This window comes from Methyloglobulus sp. (genome assembly GCF_046714055.1).
Classification (GTDB): Bacteria; Pseudomonadota; Gammaproteobacteria; order Methylococcales; family Methylomonadaceae; genus Methyloglobulus.
Genome location: NZ_JBKKBJ010000054.1, coordinates 1 through 11,561 on the forward strand (window position 1 = coordinate 1; position 11,561 = coordinate 11,561).

An 11,561-nucleotide genomic window follows, 5' to 3' on the forward strand; every position below is an offset into this window, starting at 1 on the left:
ACTTATAACTATGTAAAGCGCACTGCCAGACTTTACTGGTAGTGCGTGGGGTATTGGGCGAAATAAAACGCAGCTTTACATAGTTAGGGTCTATACATAGGGGTCGAATACTACAAATAGTATGAAATTTTAAACGGCTGCCTTTGCTTTGCAGAGATTATTTTCATAATACAGCCGGATTTAGCTCGCCAATTTCCTTAGCGACGTTTTTTTCAGAAACTCTATTACGACCTCAACACCGCATACATCCCCCGCATTAAAGCGCGATGACCGCCCTTATAGGCATTACGTGAGGCAATAGCCTTGCCTTTGGCTGTCCTTGCCCCAGTGGACTTATTCCACGGTTGCCATTGCCCTATTTTCTGTGATTGTTGCGCCCGTTGTTCCGGTGTCCAAAGTCGTACTGCCATCATTTTGTTAGTTAACCATGCTTAAACTCCAATTGGTGAGTTTTGTTCTGCCATTACTTTCATAACAACCCTTGTAATATCCTCAGCATTTTGATTGCCAGAGGCACGGGGGATTTTTAATTGTCGAATAATCTCACCCTGCCGATGTTGTTGTACCTCGCCATAACTGTATAAAGTCGTTAAAACATCATCATGGCCTAAATTCTGGCTCCAAGACTTAAATTCTTCTGGTGATTGGCAAAGCTTTTGCCCAAGAGTGACCAGCGTTTTACGAAAGCTATGCGGATTAAAATAAGTCAAATCTGCCGCTTCAAAAGCATCACGAAAGATTGTGCGGATGGGTGATGCAGTACTCCAATGTTCTTTCTTAAAACCTGACGTTTTAAAAATTCTATCCTCACCCATCACATTGGTTTTAGGAAACAAAGGATCATCATTGCCCCAGAGCAATTCTTCTTTTAGGTAACGCACCCAGTCATTAACAATTTGCTGAATATGATCCCCGACGGGAAAGAAAAAAGTGGTAAAAGTCTTACTAAATTTTGTATTCACCTCTCTTGCATCCTGAAAGACACTATTCCCAATAATATCAATATGCTTTAACTTCATAGAAGCAATGGCACTGTCTCTAGCCCCTGTTAAAAGGGTAAAAGCAATAAGGCTACGGTTACGCCGTTCTATTGCTGAATGATTCGGCATGGTCTCAATAACATGTTTAATTTGTTCCAGAGTGGGAACAGCCGTTTCACGACGCGCCGTTGCGATACGAACCTCTTTTTCTGACAAGTTAAAATATTCCGTATCGGTATAACTAATTTGAGACTTATACCCAGGTTGCATAGCCAACCATTGAAAAAAAGCCTTCAATTGCCCTAATGTAGAATTTAAGCGTAGCTTTGCTTAATTGCTTTCCAGTTTGTTGATTAGTTTGCTTGGCAAGATGGCTTTTAAAGCCAACCGCTTGCTGATAATGAAAGGCCCTAAAATCCCGGTATTTTGTATAAGATTCAAATCGGCTTATTGCCTTGGCAACCGCATCAACAGAACTCTCGTTTTGACGCTTTGCTTCTTTAAGAAAGATGAAATATTTACGCTTGATCCGTTCATTATTTGCATTGTGTTTTTTCATTGTTTTAACTCACTTTTTAAAGTCACTGTTTACGAGGGGTTGGCTACTCTCGTTTATTTGATTTCCTCGCTACGGGCAATGATGCAGCCATCGTTGTTGCTGAGAATACCAACGGGCTTACCTTCCAGTGAAGGCTGGAATACCCGCTCACAAGACACGTAGAAATTATTGCAATCGACCAGCGCAATCATGAGCTATGGCTAGGAGTTAATGACTCGGTGGATGGCATGGACGACCACGCCCCAAACGTACAATTCCGAGCCTTCTTTGATCGGTATCGGCTGGTAATCCGGGTTTGCGGGTAGCAGCCAGGGCTTGCCGTGTTTGACACAAAGCCGTTTCACAGTCAGTTCACCCGCTACCGCTGCTATCACAATATCGTTGTGCTTGGGCGTGAGGGAACGGTCAACGATCAACAAGTCTTTGTCGAATATCCCCGCTTGCTGCATGGAATCCCCTTTCGCCCTGACAAAGAAAGTTTCTGAGGGGTGGGCTATCAGGTGTTCGTTAAGGTCTAATTCGGCTTCCAGATGGTCATCGGCGGGGGACGCAAACCCAGCGGCAACGCTGGAACTGAACAATGGCAACTTAAGCGGGGCATTGAATAAGGGGATGATGTAAGGTGACATAATACGGTTCAACGAGGTACGATAAGGGCTATACTATAACCGATTATGTTCTGTATTTGTTCTTATATTTAAGCCAAACCAAAGCCGATGATTTAACGATACTTTATGTGCGGTCGTTTTGCCCTGTATACCGATCCAATCGCTTTGGCTAAGAAGTTTCAGGCTGTGAATGTGCCGGAATGGTTGCCCAGCTATAATGTCGCACCCTCGCAAGCGATACCCATCATTAGGCAAGAGCAAGGCCGCCGGGCTTTTGCCATGACTCGGTGGGGGTTAATCCCCTCATGGGCAAAGGAAATCAACACGGGCTACAGCACCATTAATGCACGGGCAGAAACGGTTGCCGAAAAACCCGCTTTCCGGTCAGCATTCCAATATCGCCGCTGTTTGATACCCGCCGATGGATATTTTGAATGGCAGGAAATCGCCAACAGCAAAATTAAGCAACCTTGGTATATCAGCCTAAAAAATCAAGAGCCGATGGCGTTGGCTGGGCTATGGGAACACTGGCGAGGCAGGGATGGCAGTGAAATTGGGTCATGTACAATCATCGTGACATCGGGCAATGAACTCATGCAATCCATTCATGACCGGATGCCCGTGATACTATCGCCGGAAACTTGGGATACTTGGCTGGATACCACAAACACCAACAAACAAGGGTTACAAACCCTGTTCACCCAATACCCCGCCGATGAAATGACGGCTTGGCCTGTGAGTACGGTTGTCAATAGTCCGAGGCATAATAGCGAGGAATGTATTAGCCGTATAGCTAATGGCGGTTAATGACTTTGCCTTATGTGTAAAAGTCTGCATGTGATCTGACCTGTTCAGAAATAAGTTTTGAACTTTACTTACACTGTTAAAAAAGGAAAAGTTCACTAATTGATCGGCTCAAACCGGCCAAAAACTGACCTTCACGAGTGCAAATTGCAGATATTCAACACTCTAAACTTTCTAAGTGGATTTTCATCCGACTAAGAATTAAACCAGACTCAACCTATGTCAATATCTCACAAAAGCGGGAGTTTAGAAAAACAAATTGTGACTATAGCGAGCATTTTAGTGACAGGTTAAAAAGCCTTCATTGATCTAGTGGTTTTATTTAGAGTCTTCGGTAATCAGCCAATTTTATGTCATATTTTTTCAGTTTGTTGTAAACAGCTCTTGATGTAATGCCCATTTCTTCAGAGACTTTTTTTACATCGCCTTGATGTTGCTTTAGTGCTGTTTCAAGAAAAGTCTGCTCAACTTTGGCAATCGTGTTTTCTTTTACACCCCTCCAATCATCGACGTTATTTGTGTTGGCCGGAAGCTCTAAATCCAGCACGGTCATCTCTTTGCCAACTGTAAACAATAAGCTGCGTTCAAGGATGTTTTCCAACTCCCGGACATTCCCTGGCCAGGAATAAGCGCGGATTTTCTGCATGACTTCGCGGCTCACTGACTCTACCGCTTTGTTATGTTTCTTGCTCAACCGCTGAACAATCAATTGTACAAGGTAAGGCAAGTCTTCGGGTCGCTCTGCCAAAAGGGGAATGCTTAGTCGAACCACATTGATTCGGTAATATAAGTCATTACGGAACAACCCTTGCTTAACCAGTTCTTCTAGGTTGTTATTGGTTGCGGAAATCATTCTCACATCAACAGATAAGGTTTGTTTGCCGCCCACTCGTTCAAGTTCAGCTTCCTGAAGCACACGCAGTAAGCGTGTTTGAGCAGAAGGAGACAATGAATCGATTTCGTCCAGAAACAGGGTGCCGCCTTCAGCCCGTTCAAAATAACCTTGATGCACTTCAATAGCGCCGGTAAAAGCGCCTTTCTCATGTCCGAACAAAACACTCTCGATTAAATTTTCAGGAATTGCACCGCAATTAACAGGAATGAACGGTTTTTGGCAGCGGTCACTCATGGCATGTACGGCCCGTGCAATCAATTCCTTGCCGACACCGGTTTGGCCCTGAATTAATACCGTTGCCAGTGTTGGTGCAATCACTTCTATGGATTGCAGTATTTTCTGCATCATCGGTGATTTGGCAACAATCGCCGGGGGCTGGTATTTTTTTGCTAACGGTTTGCTTTGTTTGCGCCAGAGCTGTTGCATGCTTTCTTCAATGCGGGAGTGCAGCGCATTCATATCCTGCATTTCTTTGACGGGTGTCGTGTCGGTGTATTCCATGCCTGGACGGCCTTTTGCTGCATTCGGGTTAGTGTATACGCATACTTCACACTTGCCATCGTGGCGGGCTATGCTTTTTTTGATTTCAACTTTAGCGTAACCAAAATTTCTGGCTGCGATACCTCCAAATACACTGGAAGTCATCCTGCATAGTTCAGGGAAATTGGTCACCTGATCGCCGAAGGGACAGCGGGAATTGGTTACCGTAATGCAGTCCTGATTGCTGGAAGCCAATGAAAATTTACCGCCGATATTATTTTTAAGGCCGAGAATCAATTCGGTGTAACTTTCAACGTCCAGGGTTTCGGTTTTATGGGTATTGCTGCGATAGGCCTCTTCAAAAAAACACCCGGCGGTTTTGGCAATGTGTTCAATCAAGTGCTCACAGTGCTGTTGTCCTTGCTGTTCGCTGGCATGCATAAGCTCAAGGATAAAAGTTTGCAGGAAAAAAATCGGGGTTACATCGGAAAGCGGATTATTGTTCATGGCGTATTGTGAAGTTGTTTTTCTACAATTGAAACATAACTTCACAATTGTGGCAAGATAAAAACTCAACCTATTGTAGTTTATGACATGTATTATTATTTTGTGGTGGCACAGAATATGCTTTTATCTGATTACATCTACCAATAAAAGGTGTACGGATAATTATCCGTTACGAAATTACTTGGGCTGTTATTGAAGGGGATAGGTCGCTTAAGGAGTTTTATCTATGTAACCTTTTAACAAGGAGCCTCAAAATGAACACTCTAAAAGAACAACTGGGCGCACGCGTCGCTGAATATGACTTCTGGGCGCAACGCCGTCGCTATGGTCCCGGATGGGCATAATAACCGCAGCTTGTGGGTGCTTGCCTGTATGGATGAACGCCTGCCGGTAGACGAAGCGCTCGGCATACACGTAGATACACCGGCTGGTGGTGGGGATGCACACTGTTTCCGCAATGCCGGAGGAATCGTCACCGACGATGCAATTCGCTCGGCGATGCTAACTTGCAATTTCTTCGGCACGAAGGAAATCGTCATCGTGCAACATACGCAATGCGGCATGTTGTCTGCGAATGCGACCGATCTGGAAAAGATGTTACGCGACAAAGGGATCGATACCGACAACATCGCGATAGACCCGACCTTGCCGGAACTCAAACTGGATAAGGGCGCATTCGCCAAATGGATCGGGATGATGGATGACGTGGATGAAACCTGTATGAAGACAGTAGAGGTATTCAAAAATCATCCCCTCATACCCAAGGATGTGGTCATCAGCGGCTGGGTTTGGGAGGTTGAGGCACGTCGGCTGAGGGCACCGACCCGAGACCCTGACAAACGGGCAAGAACCGATGTCACCTCAGCCCCATTCGGCGTCAAAGGAAGGCAACCGCCACGTTGGAGCTAAGGCTAAGTTTAGAGAAATGGCATTGGATTAAATTAAACTTTCTTTGTTCTTTCCTTATCCTAGATGCGGTGGAATTAACTTTAGGAGTAACGATTATGGAACCATTAGCTATTTTGAAAACGTTGTTTTTCTTAATATGGCCCTTATTAATAATGGGCATTATTATTTTATTTAGAAATTTTCGCAAGAATAAAGGTTCAGGAAACAGTTTGTGGCATCACTAGATAAATTATGCCCCTGGAGGGGAGGCTAATTCATATTAGCCTCCCAAGCTCCCAAGTAGCATTTTTGAAATGCGTGTTAACTCGAAACAAAGGTGAATCCAATGCCAACTTATGATTACCTGTGTACACAATGCAAACTGCAATTTGAAGCACGGCATCCAATCAATGCAAGCAACCCGGATTGTTCTGTATGTGGGGGCGCAACCGAAAAAGTGATCCTTTCTGCTCCTGCAACGCATGGCAATATGGCGCATGGCCGTGAGCTGGCAATGCGCTCACTTTTGCCCAAATCGAGACAGGAAAAACACGTACACGGTCTTGGGTGCGGACGTGGAGAGCGCCGACATGCTTAAACGCACGACATTGTTTTGTGCTTATTTTTAGACAAGGCATTAACTTTGGAGCGGAAGCATGCAGAAATATAATCGAAAAGAGCGTTATGGTTCTTGATGGTTTGTGAAGTAAATATTCTCTAATTGAAGGGAGATTTCGATGACTCGGCAGAGGCCAAGTTTTAACTTATTGTATTTTAAAATCATTATTATTTTTATTCAGTGGCATGTTATTTGCTTTTGTATAAATTGCATCTAACAATTTTGCAATCAACAATAATCAGGAGTCAAAAATGAACACCCAAGAAAAACCACCCTTAGACCCACATCCTTTAAGTGAATATGTTGCCTGGGCTGGAGGACGTAACCGTGAGCCGCTGTTAGGCGTTTTGAAAGAAAAACTTCCAAAGGATCCCGGCAATGTCCTGGAGCTCGCTAGCGGTAGCGGTATGCATATTAATTATTTTGCACCGAATTTCAAGCATTTGCATTTTCATCCTTCAGATAAGGACATAGAAGTTTTTGACAACATCAAGAAGCTTTCCAGTGATCATGGCAATGATAATATTGCCGATCCGGTACACCTTGATTTAACTAAACCAAAAACCTGGTTTAATCCAGGCAAGGCAAAATCATTTGCTGCCATGTTCTGTATCAATATTTTCCAGGTTGCACCCATTTCAATTGCAGACGGCATGATGGCATGCGCTGCATTGTTGCTTACCGATGATGGTTTTTTGCTGATATATGGCCCTTTTCAGGTTGAAGGCACTTTTTCCACTGATTCCAACAAAGAATTTCATGACACATTAAGTTCGTACGGTGTTTCAGAGTGGGGATTAAAAGATGTGGCCGACCTGAAAAAAGCAGCTGAAAAACATGGTTTGGAATTAAAAGAGCAAATCAATATGCCGGCAAATAATTTCTCGCTGATATTTGGCAGGAAATAATAAACCTTTTAGCCATTTGCCACGAAAGGTACGAAGTAATTCCCCCATCTTCTCGTGCCTTTCGTTGTAATTCTCAAATCCAACCAATTATGTCTATCTGGAAGTGAATATGGAGGAAAAATGTTCAGCCATTGTCATTGGGGTGGGTCCAGAGCGAGGCTTGGGCGCTACACTCGCCAACTATTTTGCAGCAAAAGGTTTACACGTTTACGTAGCAGGCAGAAGTGAAGACAAACTTCAACAGGTAGCAGACAAAATTCGCCAAATAGGGGGATCAGCCACACCTGTCGTTGCCGATGCAACGGTAGAACTTGAAGTCGCGCATTTATTCAACAAAGTTCGATTTGAAGGTTTTTGCGTCGATATTGCTGCCTACAATGTAGACAGCAATTTCCCATCGCCTTTGCTGGAAACCGGCGCTGAAACTTTTACCCAGCTATGGCAACAAAATTGTCTGGGGGCTTTTTTATTCGGCAAGGAAGCTATTAACGCCATGAAAGATCGAAAAAAAGGAACTATTTTTTTTACCGGCGCGACAGCATCATTACGAGCAAAGCCTCCGTTTACTGCGTTTGCATCGGCAAAAGCAGGATTAAGAGCCTTAACACAAGGTATGGCTAGGGAGTTTTCGCCGCAAGGTATTCATGTAGTGCATACCATTATTGATGGCGTGATTGATGGCGAACGCGCAAGAACTCAATTCCCTGACTATGTTAAAGCCAAAGGCAAGGATGGCTTATTGCAACTTGATGCCATTGCTGAAACCTACTGGGCTATTCATAAGCAGCATCCGAGTGCATGGACGCATGAATTGGATTTAAGGCCGTTTAAGGAACCGTTTTAGGAGGTGTTCTACTGAAAACAACAATGGGTATTTGCGCCTGTTGTTTTGAACCTTGTAACAAACCGAACAAAACATTTTTCCGTTATGAGATAACTTAAGGGAACCTCTAAAAATACCCTATCCCAGCGGGAGAGGGCTAGGGTGAGGGGTATAAATCATTGATTTTAATGTCCTCATCCCAACCTTCTCCCGAATGGAGAAGGAGATTTTTGAATTTTTAGAGGTTCCCTTAATGGATTCTTTAAAGCATAAGGCCGAGGCACTAGCAGATGTTAAAAATAAAAACCATCAAATCAGCAGGTTTAGTTTTGGTAACGCTTACTACGCTACTCTGTATCAACATCCAGACGATTTTGGCTCAGGAAAAGCCAACTCTTAACAGGACTATTTTGTTAGAAAATAAAGTTAATCTTCCCAGCAAAAACATTAATGCCAAAATAATACGCGTCACATTTCCTCCCGGCTTTAAAACACCAAGACATACACATGAAGGCCCAGGGCCACGCTACGTTGTTAAGGGTAAACTAAAAGTTATTGAGGGTGATAAAACAAATACATACGCTGCTGGCGAAGTTTTTTGGGAATCCGGGAATTTAATGTCAGTGGAAAACATTCGCGAAAACACTGCGGAATTAATCATTTTTGAATTGGTGCCTGCCAACTAAATTAAGAGATTGGGTGGGCCCATGCAAAAAACATACGGTTACGCTGCTCATAATGACCATTCACGATTTGCCCCTTTCAATTTAATCAGGAGGCTGAGATGAAAACAAAATTTATAGCGCTGTTGCTCGCACTAATCTTTTGCTATCCCTTATTAGCCCAATCTGAAATCTTGGCAATGCTCAATTATGAGAGCAAGCCCAAGGTAACGCCACGACGTGAAGGTATCGCCATAATTGATGTTGATCCAAGATCTACGAACTTTAAGAAAATACTGACCGACATTCCGCTGCCGCCTGATTTGGTTGCGCATCATATCTTCTATAACAAAAATGCCAGTAAGGCGTATCTGACCTCATTGGGCAGTAATCCGCTGCAAGTGATGAATATGAAGCTATTTCCGTATCGCCTGAAAACCATAGACGTGCCGGATTGTAAGGTTGCCGAAGACATGGTTTTTTCAGACGACAAAAAGACATGGTATTTGACCTGCATGGGAACGAGCAATGTGATCGTCGGCGACGCCAAGACCGATAAGGCAATCAAAACCATTGCAGCGCCGGTGTCTAAGTCGAATATGGCCTTCATAAGCTATCCGCACGGTATCGGCTTAGCCGATGACATCGACAGGCTAATCGTTACCAGCACGGTACGGCCTTCTGATCTCGGCGATCCCGGCGAAACGGTCACGGTGATTGAAGCCAGTAGCGGCAATGTGCTTTCTACGCACAAATTGTCGGATAAACCTTCGCCTTCCGGCGTCGCCCCAGTGGAAGTCGTGTTTGTGCCAGGCGCGAATCCGGCAATGGCTTACATCAGCGTCATGTTCGGCGGCACTGTTTGGTCGGCAACTTGGGAAAACGGCAGCAAGACGTTCAAGTTTCAGCAGGTTTATGATTTTAATCCAGACAAACAAGGTGTCGTGTTGGAGATTACCTACAACCAAAACCATGATCGTATGTTTGTCACCACCGCAAAACCGGGCTATCTGAATGTTTTCGATATCAGCTTACCCGCACAACCCAAGTTAATAAAAGCCATACCAACGGCAGACGGGGCGCATCATGTCGTCCTATCTCCCGATGAACGCTATGCTTTCGTCCAAAACAGTTTTTTGAATTTGCCTGAGATGGACGATGGTTCAATCAGTGTCATTGATCTTGAAAAGTTTGAAAAGGTAGCAACCATTGATACCCTGAAAAAGCAGGGCTTCAATCCAAACTGTATCGTCTTGCTGCCGGAATGGCATCATGACCCAGCGCATTGAAGCAATAAGACCGGGATATATAGATCTTTTTTGCAAACTGAATTATTGGCAGAAAAGGTAACGTTTAGTCACAACAGATAAAAACAAAAAATTAAGAGCGGGGAAATTATCATGTCTATGATTCGTGTCTGGGCAATTCATGCTCCCAAAGAGAAACTCGAGCTTTTCACCTTCGACGCAGGGCCATTGGATTCGGAAGAGGTTGAAATTGATATCGAGCATTGCGGCATTTGCCACGCTGATCTTTCGATGATTAAGAATGAATGGGGTATGTCTCAATATCCTTTGATTCCAGGCCACGAAGTGGTCGGAAAAATCTCGGCGGTTGGAAGTCATGCTAAAAATCTACAAATAGGCCAACGGGTCGGTGTCGGCTGGAATGCCGTCAGTTGTATGCATTGCCATGAATGTATGACTGGACAACATAATCTATGCTCGAAAGCGGTGCCGACTATGGTAGGCCACCAAGGCGGCTATGCCGATAAAATAAGAACCCATTGGGCATGGGCGATTCCGCTTCCGCAAACGATTGAGAGTGCCGACATAGGCCCCCTGATGTGCGGCGGTATCGCTGTTTTCGCCCCATTACTTGTGTTCGATGTCAAACCGACTGACCACATCGGCATCATTGGGGTCGGCGGATTGGGACATTTGGGTATTAAATTTGCCAAAGCGTGGGGTTGCGAGATTACTGCATTTACCTCACAACCAGAAAAAGCTCAGGATGCCAAGGCTTTCGGCGCCCATCATGTCGTTTCCAGCCGGGATAGTGCGGCTATCTTGAAGATGGCCAGCACACTCGACATGCTGATGGTTACTTCGGATGTGACATTGGATTGGCAATCTCTGATGAAAACCTTAAAACCAAATGGTCGGCTTCATATGTTGGGAGCCGTTCTGGAACCGCTTTCCATTTCCGCCTTGGATCTCATTTTTGGCCAAAAAAATATATCGGGATCGCCGACCGGCAGCCCGTCCATGTTATCAGTTATGCTGGAATTTGCAGCAAGACATGGTATCAAGCCGAAAGTTGAACATTTTCCGATGAGCAAAGTCAACGAAGCTCTGGCGCATTTAGAGCAAGGGAAAGCGCGTTATCGGATTGTACTGGATAACGATTTTGCGTAACTATAATCTACTATCATCAGTATCCGCAGAGTCAGAATGGAACAATACGATCATTAAAAAGGCCGCGACTTGATTACTTTTAAAAGTTTAATGTTAAGTCGCAAGAAATAGTTAACAGTTTTTTTATAATCACTATCTGGCTTTTATTGCTTGAATGTCTCGTTAGTAGAAGGGTTAAGTTATGTTCTTGAGAGGCTGGTTTGGGTCGCTATGGATAGCTATCCATAGCGACCCCAATGTATAGACCCTAACTAAGTATAGCTGCAAATTGAGTTGGCTTGAAAGCCTTGTTTTATTGATACCCCAGCCAATTTCGAGCTTATTAACTTGACATAGTTTTGCCGGTGTCCTGAAGTGAAAACTCACTCACCTCAGGAGGTTCTAATGAACCCTGCCAACCGCCACATATTG

Annotated in this window: 13 protein-coding genes and 1 pseudogene; 8 read left to right on the forward strand and 6 right to left on the reverse strand. The window is 44.3% G+C overall.

Annotated elements, in window-relative coordinates; genetic code table 11:
* Positions 1-224 precede the first annotated feature (224 nt).
* The 5 genes and pseudogenes from ACLQ6D_RS03180 to ACLQ6D_RS03200 all read right to left on the reverse strand — a co-directional run bounded on the left by ACLQ6D_RS03180 (position 225) and on the right by ACLQ6D_RS03200 (position 2,168).
* On the reverse strand, positions 225-413 hold the full coding sequence (locus ACLQ6D_RS03180; protein ID WP_411725818.1) for a hypothetical protein: 189 nt from the start codon (positions 411-413) through the stop codon (positions 225-227).
* An 18-nt stretch (positions 414-431) separates the two neighbouring features.
* A complete protein-coding gene (locus ACLQ6D_RS03185) occupies positions 432-1,196 on the reverse strand; it encodes a tyrosine-type recombinase/integrase (protein ID WP_411725819.1) in 765 nt (254 codons plus the stop codon).
* A 37-nt stretch (positions 1,197-1,233) separates the two neighbouring features.
* Positions 1,234-1,539 (reverse strand): hypothetical protein, encoded by a 306-nt coding sequence (locus tag ACLQ6D_RS03190; RefSeq protein WP_411725820.1) that lies wholly within the window; start codon positions 1,537-1,539, stop codon positions 1,234-1,236.
* Between the two features lie 56 nt (positions 1,540-1,595).
* Positions 1,596-1,730: pseudogene (locus ACLQ6D_RS03195) on the reverse strand (DNA polymerase V subunit UmuC); the annotation flags it as partial.
* 9 nt (positions 1,731-1,739) lie between these two features.
* The gene (locus tag ACLQ6D_RS03200) at positions 1,740-2,168 is read right to left on the reverse strand and encodes a LexA family protein (RefSeq protein ID WP_411725821.1); all 429 of its coding nucleotides are present in this window, start codon (positions 2,166-2,168) and stop codon (positions 1,740-1,742) included.
* A gap of 105 nt (positions 2,169-2,273) precedes the next feature.
* On the opposite strand from ACLQ6D_RS03200, the gene ACLQ6D_RS03205 reads away from it, so the two are divergent.
* Positions 2,274-2,954 (forward strand): SOS response-associated peptidase, encoded by a 681-nt coding sequence (locus ACLQ6D_RS03205; RefSeq protein ID WP_411725822.1) that lies wholly within the window; start codon positions 2,274-2,276, stop codon positions 2,952-2,954.
* Between the two features lie 319 nt (positions 2,955-3,273).
* Here the strand turns inward: ACLQ6D_RS03205 and ACLQ6D_RS03210 are convergent, their stop codons facing one another.
* Positions 3,274-4,833: a sigma 54-interacting transcriptional regulator gene (locus ACLQ6D_RS03210; protein ID WP_411725823.1), complete on the reverse strand. Its 1,560-nt coding sequence runs from the start codon at positions 4,831-4,833 to the stop codon at positions 3,274-3,276.
* A gap of 372 nt (positions 4,834-5,205) precedes the next feature.
* On the opposite strand from ACLQ6D_RS03210, the gene ACLQ6D_RS03215 reads away from it, so the two are divergent.
* The 7 genes from ACLQ6D_RS03215 (at position 5,206) to ahr (ending at position 11,150) form a co-directional block, all read left to right on the forward strand.
* Complete coding sequence (locus ACLQ6D_RS03215) at positions 5,206-5,742, forward strand: beta-class carbonic anhydrase (protein WP_411725824.1); 537 nt, start codon at positions 5,206-5,208, stop codon at positions 5,740-5,742.
* Between the two features lie 325 nt (positions 5,743-6,067).
* Complete coding sequence (locus ACLQ6D_RS03220) at positions 6,068-6,319, forward strand: FmdB family zinc ribbon protein (protein ID WP_411725825.1); 252 nt, start codon at positions 6,068-6,070, stop codon at positions 6,317-6,319.
* A 272-nt stretch (positions 6,320-6,591) separates the two neighbouring features.
* On the forward strand, positions 6,592-7,248 hold the full coding sequence (locus tag ACLQ6D_RS03225; protein ID WP_411725826.1) for a DUF938 domain-containing protein: 657 nt from the start codon (positions 6,592-6,594) through the stop codon (positions 7,246-7,248).
* A gap of 109 nt (positions 7,249-7,357) precedes the next feature.
* Entirely contained in the window at positions 7,358-8,092 is a 735-nt protein-coding gene (locus ACLQ6D_RS03230) for an SDR family NAD(P)-dependent oxidoreductase (RefSeq protein WP_411725827.1), read from the forward strand.
* Positions 8,093-8,361: 269 nt separating this feature from the next.
* Positions 8,362-8,757 carry a cupin domain-containing protein gene (locus ACLQ6D_RS03235; protein ID WP_411725828.1) on the forward strand — a complete coding sequence of 132 codons (396 nt, stop codon included), beginning with the start codon at positions 8,362-8,364 and terminating at the stop codon, positions 8,755-8,757.
* Positions 8,758-8,855: 98 nt separating this feature from the next.
* Positions 8,856-10,022: a YncE family protein gene (locus tag ACLQ6D_RS03240; protein ID WP_411725830.1), complete on the forward strand. Its 1,167-nt coding sequence runs from the start codon at positions 8,856-8,858 to the stop codon at positions 10,020-10,022.
* Between the two features lie 111 nt (positions 10,023-10,133).
* Positions 10,134-11,150, forward strand: a complete 1,017-nt coding sequence (ahr, locus tag ACLQ6D_RS03245; RefSeq protein ID WP_411725831.1) for an NADPH-dependent aldehyde reductase Ahr — start codon at positions 10,134-10,136, stop codon at positions 11,148-11,150.
* Positions 11,151-11,561 lie beyond the last annotated feature (411 nt).